Source organism: Pontibacter ummariensis, assembly GCF_900188175.1.
Taxonomy (GTDB): domain Bacteria; phylum Bacteroidota; class Bacteroidia; order Cytophagales; family Hymenobacteraceae; genus Pontibacter; species Pontibacter ummariensis.
The window spans coordinates 1-20163 of sequence record NZ_FZOQ01000022.1 but is presented as its reverse complement, the minus strand read 5'-3'; the positions used below and the strand labels follow the sequence as shown (position 1 = coordinate 20163).

22 protein-coding genes are annotated in these 20163 nt (G+C 47.9%); 12 read left to right on the top strand and 10 right to left on the bottom strand.

Annotated elements, in window-relative coordinates:
- The first annotated feature begins 38 nt into the window (after positions 1-38).
- The gene (gene murQ, locus CHB92_RS19515) at positions 39-860 is read left to right on the top strand and encodes an N-acetylmuramic acid 6-phosphate etherase (protein ID WP_089320919.1); all 822 of its coding nucleotides are present in this window, start codon (positions 39-41) and stop codon (positions 858-860) included.
- A gap of 70 nt (positions 861-930) precedes the next feature.
- Here murQ and CHB92_RS19510 read toward each other — a convergent pair whose 3' ends face one another.
- Complete coding sequence (locus tag CHB92_RS19510) at positions 931-2022, bottom strand: hypothetical protein (protein ID WP_106219182.1); 1092 nt, start codon at positions 2020-2022, stop codon at positions 931-933.
- Between the two features lie 265 nt (positions 2023-2287).
- Here CHB92_RS19510 and CHB92_RS19505 point away from each other — a divergent pair, with 265 nt between their 5' ends.
- Positions 2288-2857, top strand: coding sequence for a hypothetical protein (locus CHB92_RS19505; RefSeq protein WP_089320917.1), 570 nt, complete (start codon positions 2288-2290; stop codon positions 2855-2857).
- A gap of 75 nt (positions 2858-2932) precedes the next feature.
- Here the strand turns inward: CHB92_RS19505 and CHB92_RS25915 are convergent, their stop codons facing one another.
- The 5 genes from CHB92_RS25915 to era form a co-directional block, all read right to left on the bottom strand.
- A complete protein-coding gene (locus tag CHB92_RS25915; protein ID WP_179223114.1) occupies positions 2933-3085 on the bottom strand; it encodes a hypothetical protein in 153 nt (50 codons plus the stop codon).
- 231 nt (positions 3086-3316) lie between these two features.
- Complete coding sequence (locus tag CHB92_RS19500; protein WP_089320916.1) at positions 3317-3526, bottom strand: hypothetical protein; 210 nt, start codon at positions 3524-3526, stop codon at positions 3317-3319.
- A gap of 140 nt (positions 3527-3666) precedes the next feature.
- Complete coding sequence (locus CHB92_RS19495; RefSeq protein WP_089320915.1) at positions 3667-3858, bottom strand: hypothetical protein; 192 nt, start codon at positions 3856-3858, stop codon at positions 3667-3669.
- Between the two features lie 187 nt (positions 3859-4045).
- Complete coding sequence (der, locus tag CHB92_RS19490; RefSeq protein ID WP_089320914.1) at positions 4046-5359, bottom strand: ribosome biogenesis GTPase Der; 1314 nt, start codon at positions 5357-5359, stop codon at positions 4046-4048.
- A gap of 61 nt (positions 5360-5420) precedes the next feature.
- Positions 5421-6311, bottom strand: a complete 891-nt coding sequence (gene era / locus CHB92_RS19485; protein WP_089320913.1) for a GTPase Era — start codon at positions 6309-6311, stop codon at positions 5421-5423.
- 294 nt (positions 6312-6605) lie between these two features.
- Between era and hemH the strand changes: the two genes are divergently transcribed.
- Positions 6606-7634, top strand: coding sequence for a ferrochelatase (gene hemH, locus CHB92_RS19480; protein ID WP_089320912.1), 1029 nt, complete (start codon positions 6606-6608; stop codon positions 7632-7634).
- Between the two features lie 86 nt (positions 7635-7720).
- On the opposite strand, the gene CHB92_RS19475 is transcribed toward hemH, so the two are convergent.
- From CHB92_RS19475 to glmM, 4 genes are all read right to left on the bottom strand, one after another.
- Positions 7721-8206 (bottom strand): hypothetical protein, encoded by a 486-nt coding sequence (locus CHB92_RS19475; RefSeq protein ID WP_089320911.1) that lies wholly within the window; start codon positions 8204-8206, stop codon positions 7721-7723.
- A 31-nt stretch (positions 8207-8237) separates the two neighbouring features.
- Positions 8238-8819: an LOG family protein gene (locus CHB92_RS19470; RefSeq protein ID WP_089320910.1), complete on the bottom strand. Its 582-nt coding sequence runs from the start codon at positions 8817-8819 to the stop codon at positions 8238-8240.
- 89 nt (positions 8820-8908) lie between these two features.
- Complete coding sequence (locus CHB92_RS19465) at positions 8909-10051, bottom strand: cysteine desulfurase family protein (protein ID WP_089320979.1); 1143 nt, start codon at positions 10049-10051, stop codon at positions 8909-8911.
- Positions 10052-10193: 142 nt separating this feature from the next.
- On the bottom strand, positions 10194-11585 hold the full coding sequence (glmM, locus tag CHB92_RS19460; RefSeq protein ID WP_089320909.1) for a phosphoglucosamine mutase: 1392 nt from the start codon (positions 11583-11585) through the stop codon (positions 10194-10196).
- Positions 11586-11744: 159 nt separating this feature from the next.
- Here glmM and mazG point away from each other — a divergent pair, with 159 nt between their 5' ends.
- The 9 genes from mazG (at position 11745) to CHB92_RS19415 (ending at position 20014) form a co-directional block, all read left to right on the top strand.
- The gene (gene mazG, locus CHB92_RS19455; RefSeq protein ID WP_089320978.1) at positions 11745-12554 is read left to right on the top strand and encodes a nucleoside triphosphate pyrophosphohydrolase; all 810 of its coding nucleotides are present in this window, start codon (positions 11745-11747) and stop codon (positions 12552-12554) included.
- Between the two features lie 542 nt (positions 12555-13096).
- Complete coding sequence (locus CHB92_RS19450; protein WP_089320908.1) at positions 13097-13978, top strand: MotA/TolQ/ExbB proton channel family protein; 882 nt, start codon at positions 13097-13099, stop codon at positions 13976-13978.
- 21 nt (positions 13979-13999) lie between these two features.
- Complete coding sequence (locus CHB92_RS19445) at positions 14000-14605, top strand: ExbD/TolR family protein (protein WP_089320907.1); 606 nt, start codon at positions 14000-14002, stop codon at positions 14603-14605.
- Positions 14606-14623: 18 nt separating this feature from the next.
- Positions 14624-15145 carry an ExbD/TolR family protein gene (locus CHB92_RS19440; RefSeq protein WP_089320906.1) on the top strand — a complete coding sequence of 174 codons (522 nt, stop codon included), beginning with the start codon at positions 14624-14626 and terminating at the stop codon, positions 15143-15145.
- 3 nt (positions 15146-15148) lie between these two features.
- Entirely contained in the window at positions 15149-15979 is an 831-nt protein-coding gene (locus CHB92_RS19435; protein ID WP_089320905.1) for an energy transducer TonB, read from the top strand.
- 183 nt (positions 15980-16162) lie between these two features.
- Positions 16163-16999, top strand: coding sequence for an energy transducer TonB (locus tag CHB92_RS19430; RefSeq protein ID WP_089320904.1), 837 nt, complete (start codon positions 16163-16165; stop codon positions 16997-16999).
- A 124-nt stretch (positions 17000-17123) separates the two neighbouring features.
- Positions 17124-17381 carry a hypothetical protein gene (locus tag CHB92_RS19425; RefSeq protein WP_089320903.1) on the top strand — a complete coding sequence of 86 codons (258 nt, stop codon included), beginning with the start codon at positions 17124-17126 and terminating at the stop codon, positions 17379-17381.
- The gene (locus CHB92_RS19420) at positions 17371-18312 is read left to right on the top strand and encodes a PstS family phosphate ABC transporter substrate-binding protein (RefSeq protein WP_245842732.1); all 942 of its coding nucleotides are present in this window, start codon (positions 17371-17373) and stop codon (positions 18310-18312) included. Before CHB92_RS19425 ends, CHB92_RS19420 begins: the two co-directional genes overlap by 11 nt.
- A gap of 61 nt (positions 18313-18373) precedes the next feature.
- A complete protein-coding gene (locus CHB92_RS19415) occupies positions 18374-20014 on the top strand; it encodes a tetratricopeptide repeat protein (RefSeq protein WP_089320901.1) in 1641 nt (546 codons plus the stop codon).
- Positions 20015-20163 lie beyond the last annotated feature (149 nt).

Sequence of the window (20163 nt, the reverse complement as noted above, 5' to 3'; positions counted from 1 at the left end):
CCGTATACCCTTCCTCTTTCATCCATTAAACAAATAAAGTGTCTACAACTGAGTCAGCGTCTAACTACGATAGACTGGAGAAAATGAGCGTGCGGGAGTTGCTGGAGAACATCAACCGCGAAGACAAGACAGTACCGCTGGCGGTAGAAAAAGCATTGCCCCAGGTGGAAGCGCTTGTACGCGCTACCGTAGAGCGGCTACAGCAAGGAGGACGCTTGTTTTACATTGGGGCTGGTACCAGCGGCCGTTTAGGTATTGTAGACGCCTCTGAGTGCCCTCCTACCTTCGGAGTTCCGCACGGAATGGTCATTGGCCTGATTGCTGGAGGCGACAGTGCCATTCGCAAGGCCGTAGAGTTTGCCGAAGACGACACAGCACAGGCCTGGAAGGACCTGCAAGGCTATGAGGTTAGCCCTAAGGACATCGTGGTGGGGATTGCCGCCTCCGGCCAGACCCCGTACGTAGTGGGCGGGCTTAAAGCCTGCCGCCAGCAGGGTATTAGCACTGGCTGCATTGTATGTAACGCTGACAGCCCTATAGCAGCGGAGGCAGACTTCCCGGTGGAGGTGATCACAGGACCTGAGTTTGTAACAGGCAGTACCCGCATGAAGGCCGGCACAGCCCAAAAGCTTGTACTGAATATGCTCACAACCGCTACCATGATACGACTTGGCCACGTGCAGGGCAATAAGATGGTGGACATGCAGCTCTCCAATCACAAGCTCGTGAACCGCGGCACCCAGATGATCATGGACGAACTGGACCTGACACGCCCGGAGGCGGGTGCTTTGCTGAAGAAATTCGGCAGTGTAAGAGCCGCCATCGAGGCATTCAGAAACGGCGGCAACAGCACATGTTAAAGTTTAGCACCACGGCAAGAAGCAGGGGCAGCACTTAAAGAAAGTGCTGCCCCTGCTTCTTTAGGCTAGCCTATTCTGCGGTTATGAGCTTTTCCTTCATTATCGCGGCGGCTTCCTCGTTTGGCACAAAGTAATTGGCAACAGACCACGGGAAGTTGAGCTTAAACCTGTTGTCCTCCTTTAGGCTATACAGCACTTTCCTTCGGTATTCCTCCAGCGGCTCTAGCCCCAACTGCTCCCGGCGTGCATCAATCCGCTGCAGTTCCTGAGGGTTCATGTTCTCAACAAAGTAAGTTGCTTCGCCTTTTAGCTGCTCGCCTTCTTTGCAACCGTTACAAGTAATCTTCACAAAGGCTTTCGTGCTGTACCTGTTCTTACCCGCCTGCTGTTCCATTAGGTAAGCGGCGGCCTGTGGCGCTAGCTTACCATCATGCACTGCTTGCATCAGAATCTCTGTGAAGTCATACCCATCCATGGCTCTGGTTTGCCGCTGAATCACAATACTGAAACGCGGCAATTGCTCCAGGGTATCGGCCACCCCAATCAACTCCTCGCCCGGATAACCATACTCCGCGATCCAGTTGAGTAAGTTCAGCGTATTGGCCGTTTCAATTGCCCGTAAGGTATCACGGTGCATCTTGTAGCCCCCCTCTGCCTGCCTGAAGTACTGGTCGCGGGCATACAGCTCGTCCAGGTCAGCGCGCAGGTCCAGATTGGCCGCTTGCTCAAAGGCTTTCCTTCGTTTAGGGTACTTACGTTTAAAGCGCTTCCACCTTCTTCCTTCCTGGAGTGGGCTAAATGCTTGCTGTTGCTCCAGGTAAGGCAGGCTGGCCCCTTTCTGTACGAGTTTTTCCAAGTAACTGAATGCCTGCTTTTCTTCCTCCAGCAGCATGGCACAAACAGCCGCATTATAATAGTCGCGTGCAAAAGCGCTTGGCACAGCCTCAAATGCTTGCTGATAAGCATTCAGGGCCTCGCCATACTGTTCGTTTAGGATAGCTAATTCCGCCCGCTGAATTGTGGGATGGTACACCTTCACATAGTCAGGCGAATCCGTGGCACCAGCAGCTGAGAACACAAATAACAGCAACAAGGCGAGCAGGTTACGGCAATAAGAGGTGAATGTACTACAAGCACTGCCCGCAGGTATGTATCGGAGCATAGGCAATAAATGAGGTTGATAAACTAAAGGTATAACGTTTATACTTCCTATATCGCCTGTGGCTCAAAAACAGTTTCCTTTTAAATAAAATATGCTCTAAAAAGGAAGCTTTGAGGCCACCTTTTCAGTCCCTTTTCTGTTAAATAACAGCGTGGCTGTAAAAGCGAAAGGCAAATACACCTGAAAAGCCCCAACTTTACGGTAGCTGTTAAGTAGCTTCGGGTGGGCTAAGACTAGTTTGTCCCACCCCCTATATTTAGTGATTATGCATACAATCGAACCTTTTTATAACTGGCTGGAAAAGTACGCTGCTAATGAAGATCCGCGTTCGCCGCTCTTTGGTGCAGAAAACAGCCTGACCCATTACACCAACACTATCTACGGGTACTACATCCATCCGCAGTGGGACGGTATTGACTCAGAAACTTTGTTCCTGAAGATACTCTATACGGACTATGACCAGGCCTTTACCGTGATAGAGTTTATCGGAGAGTGGAACGATGCGCTGAACAACGATATCATGCAGCTAAAGCGTAATATCATAGACCCTCTAACCGGCGAAGGCATCAAGTACTTTATTCTTATCGGCGAGAACGTCTTTAACTTTCACGGATCAGAGGATGACTATTATGAAGAATGGTTTGAGGACGTGGAGGATGGATGGATCGCGGCGCTTGGCTTTCAGGACTTTGTGCTGAGCGAGATGAAGAATTATAACCTGGACTACTACATCAACTACGGCGGTAACCTGGAAGACATTCATTGGCGCACCTTTACTCCTAAGCGGCTCTTCGCGCTGGTGAATAGCATGATTCAGAAACGACTGGGGCCTTAGGAGCTGCTTTGCAAACACAAAAGGGCCTGCACACTTGCTGTGCAGGCCCTTCTACTTTAGAGGCGTTCTCAAGTATTAGCGATCTACCTCTTCCTCTATTTCCTCCCCGATCTCTTCGGCTTCATCTTCTATTTCTTCTGTACTCTCCTCAATATCATCGTTGGTTGAGGCACAGGAGGCAAAGTTTAATGCTCCCACTGCCATCAGCATATAAAGTGTCTTTTTCATAGCTCATACAGTTAAATTATGTTTTCGTCCGATCTGTCAGGAGGCTGTCTTTCCTCGCCTTCAGATGCACAATAGATAAACGATAACAACTAAGCTTAGTTAGCTACCAAGAGCAATTTATTTCACTACTGGCCAGCAGTTTACCACATCAGCACGGCTTAAACAGACAAAAGTTAAGTTCCTTCACCCCTCCTGAAGCCCACACAAACTAAACCTGCAGTCGCTGGTTTGTTATTCCTCTACCTCTTCTGCAACCTCTTCGTTATATTCCTTCACTTCTTCCGATAGTTCTTCGCTTTCCTCTACAACAGCCTCCGCTTCATTCGCTTCAGTTACATCCTCCACTTCCTCGGCTACGTCCTCCGCTTCAGAAGCTGGCGTGTCACAGGAGGCAAAGGAGAACAGACCTAATGCAATCATCATAAAAATTGACTTTTTCATAAGTATAGGGTTTATGGTTACACTAACGAAATTGAGTTAAACGGCTTTTAAAGAGCCTAAGGATAGCAGCTACAAGTTATTTTAGGCAGACCTCGTCTTTATGAAATGATTAGGCGCTATACGTATAAATTAAGCCGTACCTACTCTACGATGACAGCAGTCGTATCTATCTCGTCCTCCAGCTCATCCATCTTGTCAGTTCTTTCCTCCGCCTCATCCGTTAGCTCTTCTGCCCTCTCATCCAGTTCTTCGGCTCTTTCTTCTCCAGGCCTATCACAGGATGCGAGACAAAACAGACCTGCCAGCACAAAGACATAAACTATTCCTCTCATAATGTTTCTCTTTCCAATACTGCCAACCGGCAATGCGCTCACTTTTTATACGTGTTTTAACTGTGACTTGCCAACAAGTACGACACGAGTAGAATATAGTTCAGTAAAAATATAGAAGGGCCGGGTGCATGAAGCACCCGGCCCTTCTATGTGTCTAACTTGAATGAATGCGAAGAAATACTCCGCTTTACTTCTTCCTGAAAATAAGCTTGATCGGCACCCCCTCGAAGTCAAAGTGCTTGCGCATGCTGTTCTCCAGGTAACGCATGTATGGCTCCTTTATGTACTGTGGCAGGTTACAGAAAAAGGCAAACGTTGGGTTATGCGTCGGTAACTGCGTAATGTACTTTATTTTCACAAACTTCCCTTTGATGGCTGGCGGCGGATAACGCTCAATTTCCGGCAGGATCAGGTCGTTCAGCTTGGAGGTAGGAATCTTGCGCGTTTTGTTATCATACACCTCCATGGCCTTCTCCACGGCCTTATGGATACGCTGTTTCGTTAGCACTGAGGTGAAGACAACCGGCACATACTTAATCGGAGCTATCCGCTCCAGGATCTCCTCCTCAAACTCTTTGGTTGTATTCGTTTCCTTCTCTACCAGGTCCCACTTGTTCACCAGGATCACGATGCCTTTACGGTTCTTCTCAGCCAGGGCAATAATATTTACGTCCTGCGCCTCAATGCCACGCGTCGCATCCAGCATCACGATACATACATCCGCTTCTTCCAAAGCACGTATCGCGCGCATCACCGAGTAAAACTCGATATCCTCGCTTACTTTGCTCTTACGGCGCAAACCGGCGGTATCCACAATGATAAACTCTTTGCCATAGGCATTGTAGCGCGAGTGGATGGCATCACGGGTAGTACCTGCCTGATCCGTTACGATGTTGCGCTCCTCGCCCAGCAGCAGGTTCACAAAAGAGGACTTGCCGGCATTAGGACGTCCTAGCACAGCTATTTTAGGAATACCCGCATCCGGGTCCTCCACGCCCTCGTCTTTGAAGTGCTTTACTACTTCGTCCAGCAACTCGCCCGTTCCGGAACCGTTCTGCGATGAGATCGGGAAAATTTCCTCCCCTATGCCCAAGGCATAAAATTCGCCCATTTGGTAACCACGGGCATTGGTATCGGCTTTGTTGGCAACTACATAAATAGGCTTATCGGTGCGGCGCAGCACGTTGGCAAATTCTTCGTCGAGTGCGGTTACCCCTGCCTCCACATCCACCATAAACAGGATCACGTCAGCTTCCTGAATGGCCAGGTTCACCTGCTTATTGATCTCTTCTTCAAAGATATCGTCGGAGCCGTGTACGTAGCCTCCCGTATCAATTACAGTATAATACTTGCCTGTCCAGTCGCCGTGTCCGTAGCTTCTGTCGCGGGTAACGCCGCTCACGTTGTCCATGATAGCTTTGCGCTGGCCAATGAGGCGGTTAAAAAGTGTAGATTTCCCTACGTTGGGGCGACCGACAATCGCAATGATGTTTGATGACATCGTTAAAAATAAAATGGTTAAAGTACCCCCGGAGCACCGTGCCCCGAAGCTTTAGTGTGCGCTATTCCTGGCTATAGCCAAAGCGGCGGAGCAGCTTCTGGTCGGTTCGCCAGTTCTCGTTCACGCGCACGTATAAATCAAGAAATATTTTCTTCTGGAAGAACTCTTCCATGTCCAGACGGGCCTGCGTGCCTACTTTCTTCAGGGCCTCGCCTTTGTTTCCGATCACAATGCCTTTCTGGCTACGTCGCTCCACACTGATCTCGGCTCGGATGCGGATGATGTCTTCCTCTTCCTTAAACTCCTCTACGACCACTTCGCAGCTGTAGGGAATTTCCTTTTTGTAGTTGAGAAAGATCTTTTCCCGGATCATCTCGGACACAAAGAAACGCTCCGGCTTGTCTGTCAGTTCATCTTTCGGGAAATAAGCCGGGTGCTGTGGCAGGTAATGCAGCAGACGTGAGAACAAGTGCTCCAGGCCAAAGCCATGCAGCGCCGAGATAGGCAGTATCTCCGTCGGGTTCATCTTCTCCTGCCAGTAGGCTACTTTCTCATTCACCTCCTCGTCTGTAGACTGGTCTATTTTGTTAATAAGCAGCAACACAGGTACCTGTGCATACTGGAGTCGCTTAAGCACGTCCTCCTCGTCGTGCTTCTCATAGATGTCCGTCACAAACAGGATCACGTCGGCGTCCTCCAGGGAGGTGCGCACAAAGCCCATCATCGATTCGTGCAGGGCATACTGCGGTTTAATGATGCCGGGCGTATCGGAATAGACGATCTGAAAGTCATCTCCGTTCAGGATACCCATGATCCGGTGCCGGGTTGTTTGTGCTTTAGACGTAATGATGGAAAGCTTTTCCCCCACCAGCGCGTTCATCAGCGTTGACTTTCCGACATTGGGTTTACCCACAATACTCACAAAACCAGCTTTATGCGGTGTTTCAGACATAAGCTAAAAATTTAAGGATGCAAAAGTACTTCTTTTTTACGGAGATTCAGCCAGAAGTGAATAATTGATTACCAGAACGATAGCAAAAGCCTGAACAAACAGCCGTTCGTACGGTTGGTGCTTCACTGTCTCCACCTAAACCAAGGCCGGGCTGTTCGTGTTTCCGGATGTGCACAAGAGGTGCCGGGCGAGCGGAGACAGATGACTGCGCCTCTTCTATTAATCATAGATATTATCTATCAATAACAAACGACTTATACTTCGTATCTTTGTACTTGAAAAGCACTGATTTAAATGAGTAAGAAAACGACAGGCAAAATAGGAGTACTGCTGGTGAACCTTGGCACACCAGATACGCCGAACACACCTGATGTCAGAAAATACCTGCGCGAGTTCCTGTTAGACAAGCGCGTGATAGATATAAACCCTTTAGGCCGCTATGCCCTGGTAAACGGTGTTATTGCGCCTTTCAGGGCTCCTAAGTCTGCCAAAGTTTATCAGCAGCTTTGGACCGACCGGGGATCTCCCTTACTCTACCATGGGCTTGATCTGCAGCAGAAACTGCAGGCCAGCTTGGGCGACGACTACCACGTTGCCTTTGGCATGCGCTATCAGAAGCCCAGTATCAAGAGTGCCCTGGACGAGCTACGCGACAAGAGCGTAAGACGCATCATCGTTTTGCCACTGTTTCCGCAGTATGCTTCGGCCACCACGGGTTCTGTACAGGACAAGATTATGGAAATTGTGAAGGATTGGTGGATCATCCCGAGCATTAACTTTATCTCCTCCTACTGCAATGATCCTGGCTTTATCAGTGCTTTTGCGGAACTGGGCCGGCAGTATATGGAGCAGGACAACTACGACCATGTGGTATTCAGTTACCATGGTGTGCCGGAGCGCCAGATCCTGAAGGGCAGTGACCATGGCTACTGTAAGCTGGGTGCGTGCTGCAACACCTATAACAAACGCAACCAGTACTGCTACCGGGCTTCCTGCTTCGAGACATCACGCCAACTGGCAAAGGCACTTAATTTGGCTGATGACCAGTACACGGTTGCCTTTCAATCCAGGCTGGGAAAAGACCCGTGGCTACAGCCGTATACAGATGAGGTTTTGAAGACCATGCCCGCCAAGGGCATCAAAAAGGTACTGGCCTTCAGCCCTGCTTTCGTAGCCGACTGCCTGGAAACCACTGTAGAGGTAGGCGAGGAATTTAAGGAAATGTTTGAGCATGCCGGCGGCGAGAAGTGGCAATTGGTAGAGAGCCTTAACTCTTCCCCAATGTGGGTGGAGGCAGTAAAGAACCTGGTACTGCAGCATTAGACCGCTTTCGGAATAATAGTAGGGGGTTAACCAAATCTCAAACAAGTAAAAGGGCCGCTGCAAACCTGCAACGGCCCTTTTACTTACTAGTCCCAATCCCAGTCCCAGTCATCCTCATCTTCGTCTTCCACATCGCCCCCCACAGAAAGGGGTGCTTTAAGATAAAAGCCGAGTGCTTTCTGGTTGCCCTCTCCGCTGTACCTTACCCTGTAGTTCAGGCCAGCATAGTAGTTTAGCCAGTAGTCCGTCTGAAGCCCCAGCACAGGGGAATCTTCTTTCCGAAGCTCCAGGTAAGGGCCTGCTGATATACCTGCCACACCTACCCCTGTCTGGGCCTGCATATATAAAACGGTGCTCCCTCTTCGGCGATCGAAACCCAGGTTGCCGCTAATCGGAAACTGGTCCTCGAACCACCATACGGCGGCCTCTACTCCCCAACTCACTTTCGGCTTTTTCTCTCCGAAATTAAAGTGTATAGCCGGGCCTACGGAAAAGACATCCTGTGCCTGCGCTGTGGAGAAACCCAGTAGCACTACGAGCAAGAGCAGCTTTAGCTTTAAGGCCACTCTCATACCTTTTGATGGTGTCATGCGCTGTTGGCTATTATATCCGCTCCGAATCTACCCAATCCTCCGAAGCCGCCTCCGCATACGTTGTTAGCTTCTGCAGCAGTACCGCTGCATCGGCCTCCACTACCAGTCCTTCCACGTACTCAGGTTTGATAAAGCCCTCCTGCACGCTGTGGGAAATAAACTCCATGAACTTATCGAAGTAGCCGTTCACATTGTAGAAAGCAACAGGCTTTTTGATGATCCCCAGCTGATTCCAGGTAATGATTTCGTTTACCTCATCCAAAGTGCCAAAGCCCCCTGGCATGGCAATAAAGGCATCGGAATTGGCCGCGATCAGGGCTTTGCGCTCATGCATGGTTTTTACCACATGTAGCTCTGTCAGTCCAGTGTGCGCCACCTCCCGGTCTACCAGGCTCTGCGGGATCACTCCCATGGCCTCGCCCCCTGCCTCTAACACGGCATCGGCTATGGCCCCCATCAGCCCTACCTTGCCACCACCGAAAACTAATCTGATCTTTTGCTGCCCCATCAGCAGCCCTAACCTAGTGGCTGCCTCCTGATAGGCTGAGTCTTTACCTGCGTTGGCTCCGCAGAACACCGCGATACTTTTCATGATTTATATTGGCTAAAAGTTAATTTTGAACAAAGAAAGGCCCCGACGTACTGCCGGAGCCTTTTTATACTAGCGCTTTTCGTCTATACTTACGCTGGCTGCTTCTTATACATCTTGGCAAGCGTTTCAGCCGCGTAGTCTACCTCTTCAGGGGTATTATACTTACTGAAGGAGAAGCGCACATTGCCGCGGCTCGGATCTATGTTTAAAGCCTGCAGTACATGCGACCCTACATTGGCCCCACTGCTACAGGCACTACCTCCAGAGACAGAGATTTTATTGATATCCAGGTTAAACAGTAGCATCTCGTTGATATCAGAAGCCGGTAAACTGACGCTTAGCACCGTGTACAGGCTTTTGTCACCAAACTCCGACAGGCCATTAAAGCACACGTCCTCCAGCTGTTCCTTTAACTTGTGGATCATTCTGTCTTTCAGCCCCTGTATATACTGGGTATGCTCCTCCATGTCGCGGTAAGCAATCTCCAACGCCTTGGCCAGCCCGATAATACCGTACACGTTCTCGGTGCCCCCACGCATGTTGCGCTCCTGGGCGCCGCCCTGTATCAGGGGCTGAATCTTAATGCCGGCATCACTGTACAGGAAGCCAACGCCCTTCGGCCCATGGAACTTGTGCGCTGAGCCAACGATAAAGTTAGCACCAAGCTGCTGCAGGTCGTGCTTGTAGTGCCCCATCGTCTGCACGGTATCGGAATGGAAAACGGCATTATACTTCTTACAGAGCTGGCCGATCGCCTCTATGTCATTCAGGTTTCCTACCTCATTGTTGGCATGCATGACGGATACCAAGGTCTGCGGCTGGCTGCTCAGCAGTTCTTCCAGGTGCTCCAGGTCCAGGTTACCTTTTTCATCGTGCCGTAAATAAGTCACCTGTACCCCCTCCTGCTTTTCCAGTAGCTCCATGGTATGTAATACCGCATGGTGCTCTAACCTGGTGGAAACGGCATGCCTGATCCCTAAGGAACGCACGGTGCTGATGATGGCTGTGTTGTCAGCCTCCGTACCACCAGAAGTAAAGAAGATCTCTGCCGGGGAAGTGTTCAGCAGCGTAGCTACTGTTCTGCGTGCTTTCTCGATGGCAGACCTTACCTCTCGCCCATGTGAGTGTATAGACGAAGGGTTGCCAAAGTGCTCCAGCATGTACGGCGTCATTGCCTCGAGAACCTCCTTATCGAGCGGTGTGGTGGCAGCATTATCTAAATAAACGCGCATATTCTTAAACTTACTGTTCTTCTTCTGTTTGTTAACAACTCTTAAAGTATAAAAAAAAGTTGCGCCAAGGGATGGAATCTCTCCTGTCCGCTGGCGCAACTCAATGGCTATGGGATGTTGGTATAGCTACAACAACACATACTTATGCTTTAACAGATATGATCTCTTTTATGTCGGCAATAATCTTGTTGGCCAGGTGCTCTGCCGTCGCATTGCTGTCCGACTCGGCATAGATGCGGATAATCGGCTCGGTGTTCGACTTGCGCAGGTGTACCCACTCTTTCCCAAACTCAATCTTCACCCCATCTATCGTGTTGATCGGCTGCTTGGCGTAACGCTCCTGCATCTGCTGCAGCACGCTGTCCACGTCTACCTCTGGCGTCAGCTCAATCTTGTTTTTAGAGATGTAATAGTTCGGATAGCTGGCACGCAGGCGGGTCATGCTCATACCCGATTTAGCCAGATGCGTCAGGAACAAAGCGATACCTACCAAGGCATCGCGCCCATAGTGCAGCTCAGGGTAAATAATCCCTCCGTTGCCCTCACCACCAATGATCGCGTTCTGCGCTTTCATCATATTCACCACATTCACTTCACCTACGGCAGCGGCATAGTACTCGCCCCCAGCTTTCTCGGTTACATCGCGCAGGGCTCTGGTAGATGATAGGTTGGAAACCGTATTTCCTTTCTGGTTCTTGAGCACATAATCGGCCACAGCAACCAGCGTATATTCCTCCCCAAACATGCTGCCGTCTTCGTTTACCAGGGCCAGGCGATCTACGTCCGGGTCCACTACTATGCCCAGGTCGTACTTGCCTTTCTCGATCACCTTGGCGATTTCGCGCAGGTTCTCTGGCAGCGGCTCCGGGTTGTGGGCAAAGTTACCGTCTGGCTCGCAGAACAGCTTCTCCACCTTTCGCACCCCTAGTGCCTCCAGTAGCATCGGCACCGCTATACCTCCTGTAGAGTTCACAGCGTCCACTACTACACTAAAGTCCTTTGCTTTAATGGCCTCCACGTCTATTAAAGGTAATTCCAGGATAGCCTTTATATGCTTTTTGAGGGCGTTCTCGCTCTGCTTATACTTCCCTAGCTGGGTTACCTGCGCAAACTCAAAGCTCTCCTTCTCTGCCAGCTCCAGCACCAGCTTACCTTCTTCGTCCGAGATAAACTCGCCTTTGCTGTTTAGCAGCTTCAGCGCATTCCACTGCTTGGGGTTATGGCTGGCAGTTAGAATAATACCTCCGCCCGCTTTCTTCGCTGGCACCATCATCTCCACAGTAGGCGTCGTAGACAGGCCTACATCGATCACATTAATACCCAGTCCTTGCAAGGTGGCGCACACTAACTTGTTCACCATCTCGCCGGAAAGGCGGGCATCACGGCCAACAACAATGGTGTTGTTATTCGTGTTCTGCAACACCCATGTACCGTAAGCAGCGGCAAATTTCACCACGTCTACAGGCGTGAGCCCTTCTCCAGCCCGTCCGCCTATCGTGCCACGAATTCCTGATATTGATTTTATTAAAGCCACTAGTCTTATGTTTTTACTCAGACAAAAGTAGTAATTAAGATATACTTTCTGAACATTTTCCACGATTATACTTTGGGTAACAGCCCCGGGTTTTGCACCGCCTCCCCGGTACGGGCTACTGCCGGCACTTCGTGCTTTTGTTTTATTATATTTGTCTTTATGGATAACAAGAACTTTGACGACAGCCCACGCAGCAAACAGCTGCAGGCCTTTAACCGCCTGCTTGATGTGATGGAAGACCTGCGCGAGAAGTGCCCCTGGGACCGCAAGCAAACCATGGAGAGCCTTCGCCACTTAACGATAGAGGAGACGTACGAGCTTTCGGATGCCATTTTGCAAGGAGACCTGCAGGAAATTAAAAAAGAAGTAGGTGACATTATGCTCCACCTCGTTTTTTACGCCAAGATAGCTTCGGAGAAAAAAGCCTTTGACATAGCCGATGTACTGAACGCGCAGTGCGAAAAACTTATTTTCCGGCATCCGCACATTTACGGCGACACCAAAGCCGAGACAGAGGAAGAGGTGAAGCAAAACTGGGAGAAACTCAAACTAAAGGAAGGCAACAAGTCGGTGCTAGGAGGTGTTCCCTCCTCCCTGCCGGCCTTAGTTAAAGCCATGCGCATTCAGGAGAAAGCCAGGGGCGTTGGATTTGACTGGGACGACAAATCTCAGGTATGGAAAAAGGTACAAGAGGAACTAAATGAGTTTGAATCAGAGTTTAACGTACAAGAAACAGCAGCAATAGACCAGGAGAAAGCTACTGCGGAGTTTGGAGACCTGCTGTTTTCTTTAATCAACTTTGCACGTTTTGCCGGCATCGATCCAGAGGAAGCACTGGAGCGCACGAACCTCAAGTTCATTAGTCGCTTTCAGTACCTGGAAAGGGAAGCTGCCAAAGACGGGAAGCACTTACAAGACATGACCTTGTCTGAGATGGACTTTTACTGGAACAAGGCAAAAAACCAGTAGGCATGCATACATGGTGTTGAAAACTTTGCTATATTTAACCCACTTTTTCTAAAAAGTTACAGTGTAGTGAACATTTTGTTAAGTTAACTCCTTTATCTCGACAACAACTTCTATTACTAATTACAAAGCAAGCAAAGCGGAATATTAGCGGAAACTGATTTTCGCCCCAGCCCACAAAACAAGTATCCTACACTTACGTAGCCTAATCGGCATAATTATCCAGGGTAGTATAAGCACAGGCAACAGAGGGCAAAGCAGCGCAAGATTAGTGTTAACACATTGAGTTCGCTTTTTTTCACTACTTATTGAGCAGCAGCAGAAGGAAGATTAGGAATTTTAAAGGAGAAAAGCTTAAATTAGAGTGCTGAAGAGATTGCAATTAATACTTTGTCTAAAATTAAAAGCATCTGATTGTTTGAAAATTTGAGAAAAAGCAGAAATTGCAAATTCATTAAAGAACTAAAAGCAAAACAATTACCTTTTATATTTACCCAAACAATTTTAATTACAACACAAACAGCTAAACTTTAAACTTTAAAAAAATGGAAAAAAAGACTGCAGCAGCGACCAAGAATGCTAACGTAGAACAAAAGGCAAGCCCAGTAGGGGGTGTATTCGCAACAATTGTAATTCCTCTTGCCATTATAGCCTGTGTGCTTATCTATATGTTCGTGCTTGGCAACCCTGCTAACTTTGAAGGCGGTGATCCAGAAAGCCACCCACTTCCAGGCAACTACTTAGGTATCGTATACAAAGGTGGTTGGGTAGTACCTGTTCTGATGTCTCTTGTACTGATGGTATTCATCTTCGCTATTGAGCGTGCCCTTACAATCAGCAAAGCAAAAGGTAATAAGAGCGTTGCCGGCTTCGTGAGAAACATCTCTGCTAAATTAAACCAGCGTGATATCAACGGCGCTATTGCTGCCTGCGACGCACAAAAAGGTTCTGTTGCGAACGTAGTAAAGTCTGGTCTGCTGAAGTACAAAGAAATGCAGAACGAGCCAGAGTTATTGAAAGCTGAGAAAGTTGCTGCTATTCAGAAGGAGATCGAAGAGTCTACTTCACTGGAGCTTCCAATGCTGGAGAAAAACCTGGTAATTATCTCTACAATTGCCTCTATTTCTACACTGGTAGGTTTGATTGGTACAGTACTTGGTATGATTAAAGCGTTCGCGGCCCTTGCACAAGGTGGTGCTCCGGATGCAGTAGGTCTGGCAAACGGTATCTCTGAGGCCTTGATTAACACGGCGCTTGGTATTACAGGTTCTGCTCTTGCTATCGTTGCTTACAACTACTTCACTAGCAAAATTGACGAGTTGACTTATAGCATTGACGAGGCTGGCTTCAGCATCATCTCTACTTTCTCAGCTCAGCACGATACTGCTGCTCCAGCTCCAGCTGCTGCAAGAACTCAAACTGTATAGTAAACCTATTAAGTAAAAGAAATGCCTAAAGTAAAAGTAAAAAGGACCAAACCATCGCTGGACATGACGCCAATGGTGGACCTTGCCTTCTTGCTGGTTACTTTCTTTATGCTAACAACAAAGTTTGCTCCGGAAGAGTCTGTTATCGTAGATACGCCTTCTTCTGTATCGGAGCTTAAACTGCCAGACACAAACGTGATTACCCTCACTATCGGCGACGGGAACCGCGTATTCTTCGGAGTGGATGGCCAGCAGACAAAGGAAGCTTTACTAAGCAAGATCGCTGGTAAGTATGGCGTCAGCTTCACAGAGGAGGAGTCTAAAACCTTCTCGCTGCTAACGAACTTCGGGGTTCCTGTTAACCAACTTAAGTCTTACTTGTCTATGGAGTCTTCTGCACGCAAAAACGTAGTGCAGCCAGGTATTCCGATTGACTCAGTAAATAACGAGTTGGGAGACTGGGTGCACCAGACTCGCCTTACAAACCCGAAAGTTGTTGTCGCTATCAAAGGTGACCAGAACGTAGACTACGCCACGATTCAGAGAGTAATTGACATTTTGCAGGACAGGAAGATAAACAGGTTTAACCTGGTTACTGACATGGAAGCAAAGCCAAGTAACATCTAATAGAAAGGAGACAAGAAAATGGCAGAAATTCAAGAAAAAGCCGACTCCGGTAAAGGAGGCAAGAAAAGAGCCAAGAAGATGTCTGTCCACCTGGATATGACCCCAATGGTTGACCTTGCATTCCTTCTGTTGACGTTCTTCATGCTTACCACTACTTTCAGTAAGCCGCAGACCATGGAAATTAACATGCCTGTAGATCCTGAAAATGAAGAAGAGCAAATGCCTTTGAAGGCGAGTAACGCTCTTACAATTATTCTGGGTGAGGACGACGAGCTCTATTACTACTTTGGCCTTGCAGAAGACAGCCCAACAGTAGAAGAGTCAGACTACTCAGCTAGTGGTATCAGAAAGGTGTTGGTTTCTAATAGAGTAAAGTCAAATCCAAAAATGACTGTACTTATTAAGCCAATGGAAACATCCCGTTATAAGAACGTGGTAGACATCCTGGACGAGCTGAAGATCACGGACACCAAAAAGTTTGCGCTTGTAGAAATTGCTGACGCAGACACGGAATTATTAGCACAACAAAACATACAGTAAGATATGGACAGTAAGTTAGCAGCTAACGCATCGCTTGACGATATCGTCTTTCAGGGACGGAACAAAGCTTACGGTGCCTACCTACTACGAAAACTGTACAATAGCCATATCACCAAAGCCGCAATCATTGCAACCCTACTGTTCTTGCTTTTTGTCAGCATTCCGCTGATAGCAAAGTTAGTAGAGGGAGAAGAAGAGGCAGAAGTGGTAGAGCGTATTGTAACAGAGGTAGAATTGGCCCCACCACCACCAATTGATGAGGCAGCACCGCCACCGCCACCGCCACCGCCGCCACCAGATCTTCCACCGCCACCACCGCCAGTGCGAGCTACTGTAAAGTACACGCCACCGGTAGTAAAGCGTGACGAAGAAGTGCAGGTAGAGGAAGAGATTCCAGACGTGGAGGTACTACAGGAAATCGATGCAGGTGTCAAGACCATTGAAGGAAGCAAAGATGCTCCGGTTGACCTCGGTGAAATTGACGGTACAAGTGAAGTAGTAGCAGAAGTAGTAGAGGAGAAGCCTTATACTTACGTAGAGCAGATGCCTTCTTTCCCTGGTGGAGAGACAGAAATGCTTAAGTATTTAGCTAAAAACATCCGATACCCAGCTGCTGCACAGCGTGCCGGAGTGGAAGGACTTGTAGTTCTTTCATTCGTAGTAAGCAAAACTGGTGAAATCTCTGAAATCCAGGTAATTAAAAATCTGGGTGCCGGTACAGACGAGGAGGCAACACGCGTTGTGAAAACAATGCCAAAGTGGACTCCTGGTAAGCAGAACGGTAGAGCAGTACCAGTACGCTACACGCTTCCAGTACGATTTACGATCAAATAAGCAAATACAGGTTTGCTTTAAGCGCCCAGCCAGAATTGGCTGGGCGCTTTTTTTTGCACGAGCTAAAAACTCAGCATGCATACCTTTTTTGAAGTACATTTCGTATCTGATTAGAGCAGGAAAAAACGATTAAAAAGTTTTAAAGATGAACAATAATTGATGTTATACTAAAACCCCCAGCCCATGAAAAAGAGCTATTTCTTAAGCATGACTTTTAACAACGTGATTTTTAAAGGTCGGAATCAGGCGTACGGCGCCTATGTGCTACGCCGCTCTTATAGCAAGAATATTATGTTGGCGGCCATTCTAGCAACAGCACTTTTTTCAGGGGCACTAGTCGGACCTTTAGTAGAAGCTGTCTTCTTTGCTGACCCTGCTAAATATGAAAAGCCGGAGTACGTTGTATATGAGCCTGTACTTATAAAACTCCCCAAGCCACCAAAGAAGGAAGAACCACAGAAAGAAGTTGTACCAGTGACGGAAGTGGTAGCGCAAGAAAAAAGTAAGACAGAAAAGTTTACAAAGCCAACTGTTGTTGAGGAAAACACGCCTCTAGAAGCCCCGGATATACCAGATCAGGCTTTACTTAGTAAGGTAAACATAGGGGAACAAACACTTGACGGGGAGTTACCAGAAACACCCACAACGACCACAAGAAAAGTATCTCCTGCCACAGGAGGAGAAATAGGGCTAGAGACAAAACCAGAGGTGTTTATACATGCCGAGGTTATGCCAGCGTTTGAAGGAGGCACAGAAGCACTGTTCGAGTACCTGAGTAAAAAATTGAGGTATCCATCGGAGGCCCAACGAGCAAAAGTAGAAGGAATGGTAGTGGTTACCTTTGTAGTAGCGCCAAGCGGAGAAATAACCCAGGCAGAAGTGATTAAAGGACTAGGCTTCGGGACTGAGGAAGAGGCGCTTCGGGTGATAGAGAAAATGCCTAGATGGAAGCCAGGCAAACAAAATGGCCGGAACGTGCCTGTCCGTTATACCTTGCCAATTAGATTCCACTTAAAGTAAAGTTTAGCTTTCTGAAGAAGGCAGTAGCGGCAAAGTTAGTTTTGTTTGCTACTGCCTTTCTTTTTAAATCCAATTCGGTTATTTTTAAGGGTTAAACAAATATCAAAGAATTAACGTCTTTAGCATGCCAGATCCAAGAAGAGAAGACAAGTCGACAGGAAAGATGCTTCGCAAGTTTGGTCGCATCTTTGCGCTACTCATGACGTTAATATACGTTGCTTTGGGGCTGTTCCTTATTTTTGCTGGCGACTCCCTAAGATTAAACATAGACGACAGTTTCAGGTACTTACTAGGAGGCATTATGATCCTATACGGAACGGTGAGGTTTGTAAGGGTTTACCAGAGCAACTCTAGCTTTAGAAAGAAAAAAGATGATGAATAAGCTTTACAGCATAGCACTGACAGCAGGGCTCCTTGGGCTGCTAGCCTGTAATAACTCAGACGGCCCTACTGATACCCCTACATCAGGTAATATTAACATCAGCGTTGACGAGACTTTCAGACCCATCATAGAATCTCAGGTAAATACCTTTGAGGGCATCTATACTAGGGCAGACATCGACGACACGTATAAGCCGGAAGGACAAGTAGTAGAAGATCTGTTAACAGACAGTACGCGCGTTGCCATACTTTCCCGAGAATTAACACCAGAGGAAAGGGCTGTTTTTGATAAGCAGAAAAGAATTCCCAGATCTACTAAAATTGCAATTGATGCAGTTGCTCTGATAGTGAATAAAGAAAACTCAGACTCCCTGCTTACAGTGGAAGAGTTGAAGCGCATCTTTAGCGGCCAGGCGAAGACCTGGAAAGACCTGGACGAGAGCTCGGAACTAGGAGACATAACAGTGGTGTTTGATAACAATAATTCCAGCACGGCACGTTATGTACGAGACTCCCTGACAACAAACCAGAAGTTACCCGAAAACTCCTTTGCAGCTGAATCCCACGAAGCACTTATCGACTACGTGACAGAAAACAAGAATGCGATCGGTGTGCTGGGTGTAAACTGGATCAGCGACAGGGATGATACCACAGCCGTTGGTTTTATGAACAAGGTAAGAGTGGTGGGTGTAAGCGAGTATGCAGACCCTATCTCTGAGGATGAGTATTACCAACCATATCAGGCTTATATAGCACAACAAGTGTATCCGCTCCGTCGCAACCTGTACATTATCAGCACAGAAGGCCGTTCGGGCCTTGGCACAGGATTTGCAGCCTATGTTGCGAGTGATAAAGGACAACGAATTATCCTTAAGTCCGGCTTAGTGCCGGCAACCATGCCAGTACGTGTTATCGGCTTAGGAAATCAGTAAAACAGATCTGGTCAAAACCGACAGGACTTAATATTTCAGAAACAACTAAACTAAACTTACAATGACAAAGAACTGGAAGTATATTGCCCTTATGGTGGCTGCCTTCCCTGCTACTGCAGCGCTTGCTCAAACAGGAGATGCCGGTAGAAGAGCAGTTGATTTAGAGCGTTATGAGGAAGCCAAGTCTATTTATAAAGGACAACTGAACCAAAAAGACGCAGACAACGCCTATTTTGCGCTAGGTGATATCTACCTGAGAACAGGCAAGTTAGACTCAGCGGCTTACTACTTCAACCAGGGTATCAACAACAACAAAAAGTCTTATATCAATCATGTAGGCTTGGGCAAGCTTGCTTTAGAGCAGGGCAACACAGCAAAGGCAGCACAGGAATTTGAAGAAGCGCTGAAAGGCAGAGGTAAGAAAGACCCTTACGTGCTAACCATGATCGGTGAGGCTTATGTAAATGCCCCAAATGCAACAGAAGAGCAAATAAAGAAGGGGGTAAGCTACCTGAAGCAAGCCTTGGAGCGCGAATCTAAAAATCCTACTGCGAATGTGATTTTAGGTGATGCTTACCTGAAGCTAAAGCAGGGTGGTGAGGCGATGACAAGCTACGATAGGGCCATCCAGTTAGACGATAACTACGCTACTGCTTACCTCAAGAGAGGACAGCTTTATACCAGCTCACGTAACTATAACGAAGCAGAGGAGGCCTTTAAAAGAGCCATAGAGATTGATCCTAACTTTGCTCCTGCCTACCACGATTTGGGTGAGCTGTACTACTTTGCCGGCCAGTACGACAAAGCACTGTCTACTTTCCAAAAGTATGTAGACATGGCCGAGGATACGCCTGAAACAAAAGCCAAGTATGCTTCCTTCCTATTCCTGACAAAGAATTATGACAAGGCCCTACAGGCTGCGGAACAGGTACTGCAGAAGGATCCTAACAACATGGTCATGAACCGTCTGCGTGCTTACTCTTACATGGAGCTTGGTCAACCAGAAAAGGCTTTACAAGCAATAGAGACCTACATGCAGAAAGCTGATAAGTCTAAGCTGATCGCGGATGACTACGAGTACTATGGCCGTATTCTTGCAAAGAACAACCAGCCAGTAAAAGCGATCGAGAACCTGGAAAAGGCTATCCAGATGAACCCAGAGAAAGTGGAGCTTTACTCTGAACTAGCTAACACATATGCTGCAAATAATCAATATGCCAAGGCTATTGAGGCGTATGAGCGTAAGCGTGAGAACGTAGAGCCAAGCAACGCTGACTACTATTACATGGGTAACATCTACATGATGGCCGGTGAAGAAGCGAATGCGGCTAGTGATGCGCAAAAAGCCAATGACTACTTCAAGAAGGCTGACGAGACGTACGCGAAAGTAGTAGAAAGCAATCCTACGTACGCCCCTGCTTATCTTTGGAGAGCACGTGCCAACGCCAGCCAGGACCCGGAAACAGAGCAAGGCTTAGCGAAGCCTTATTACGAAGAGTTTATCAAACAGGCAGGTAGCGAACCAGAAAAGTACAAGCCAAACCTGATTGAGGCGAACTCTTACCTGGGTTACTATTACTACTTGAAAGGCGAAAGAGATAATGCCCTTAAGTATTGGCAAGCGGTTAAGCAACTTGACCCAGCGAATGCGCAGGCAGAGGCCGCCATCACTGAAATTAACAAGTCTGCTAAAAAGAAGTAAGACCATTTCATAAAAAAGCCCGCTCTGTAACAGAGCGGGCTTTTTTATGCCTTCTGTCCCGTCCTAGAATAGGTTGACACTCAAATCAACCTTATATGGAAAAAGCGAGAGAGAAAAAAGGCAAGCGCACCCAGCGGGACTACACGCTG

Excerpts from the sequence above, each read along its gene's own strand:
- CHB92_RS19415 (WP_089320901.1), top strand. The coding sequence starts at position 18,374 with ATGACAAAGAACTGGAAGTATATTGCCCTTATGGTGGCTGCCTTCCCT.
- CHB92_RS19450 (WP_089320908.1), top strand. The coding sequence starts at position 13,097 with ATGGAAAAAAAGACTGCAGCAGCGACCAAGAATGCTAACGTAGAACAA.
- CHB92_RS19465 (WP_089320979.1), bottom strand. The coding sequence starts at position 10,051 with ATGCGCGTTTATTTAGATAATGCTGCCACCACACCGCTCGATAAGGAG.
- CHB92_RS19470 (WP_089320910.1), bottom strand. The coding sequence starts at position 8,819 with ATGAAAAGTATCGCGGTGTTCTGCGGAGCCAACGCAGGTAAAGACTCA.
- der (WP_089320914.1), bottom strand. The coding sequence starts at position 5,359 with ATGTCATCAAACATCATTGCGATTGTCGGTCGCCCCAACGTAGGGAAA.
- hemH (WP_089320912.1), top strand. The coding sequence starts at position 6,606 with ATGAGTAAGAAAACGACAGGCAAAATAGGAGTACTGCTGGTGAACCTT.
- era (WP_089320913.1), bottom strand. The coding sequence starts at position 6,311 with ATGTCTGAAACACCGCATAAAGCTGGTTTTGTGAGTATTGTGGGTAAA.
- CHB92_RS19475 (WP_089320911.1), bottom strand. The coding sequence starts at position 8,206 with ATGAGAGTGGCCTTAAAGCTAAAGCTGCTCTTGCTCGTAGTGCTACTG.
- CHB92_RS19430 (WP_089320904.1), top strand. The coding sequence starts at position 16,163 with ATGAAAAAGAGCTATTTCTTAAGCATGACTTTTAACAACGTGATTTTT.
- CHB92_RS19500 (WP_089320916.1), bottom strand. The coding sequence starts at position 3,526 with ATGAAAAAGTCAATTTTTATGATGATTGCATTAGGTCTGTTCTCCTTT.
- CHB92_RS25915 (WP_179223114.1), bottom strand. The coding sequence starts at position 3,085 with ATGAAAAAGACACTTTATATGCTGATGGCAGTGGGAGCATTAAACTTT.
- CHB92_RS19425 (WP_089320903.1), top strand. The coding sequence starts at position 17,124 with ATGCCAGATCCAAGAAGAGAAGACAAGTCGACAGGAAAGATGCTTCGC.
- CHB92_RS19420 (WP_245842732.1), top strand. The coding sequence starts at position 17,371 with ATGATGAATAAGCTTTACAGCATAGCACTGACAGCAGGGCTCCTTGGG.
- CHB92_RS19495 (WP_089320915.1), bottom strand. The coding sequence starts at position 3,858 with ATGAGAGGAATAGTTTATGTCTTTGTGCTGGCAGGTCTGTTTTGTCTC.
- mazG (WP_089320978.1), top strand. The coding sequence starts at position 11,745 with ATGGATAACAAGAACTTTGACGACAGCCCACGCAGCAAACAGCTGCAG.
- CHB92_RS19505 (WP_089320917.1), top strand. The coding sequence starts at position 2,288 with ATGCATACAATCGAACCTTTTTATAACTGGCTGGAAAAGTACGCTGCT.
- CHB92_RS19440 (WP_089320906.1), top strand. The coding sequence starts at position 14,624 with ATGGCAGAAATTCAAGAAAAAGCCGACTCCGGTAAAGGAGGCAAGAAA.
- CHB92_RS19435 (WP_089320905.1), top strand. The coding sequence starts at position 15,149 with ATGGACAGTAAGTTAGCAGCTAACGCATCGCTTGACGATATCGTCTTT.
- CHB92_RS19510 (WP_106219182.1), bottom strand. The coding sequence starts at position 2,022 with ATGCTCCGATACATACCTGCGGGCAGTGCTTGTAGTACATTCACCTCT.
- CHB92_RS19445 (WP_089320907.1), top strand. The coding sequence starts at position 14,000 with ATGCCTAAAGTAAAAGTAAAAAGGACCAAACCATCGCTGGACATGACG.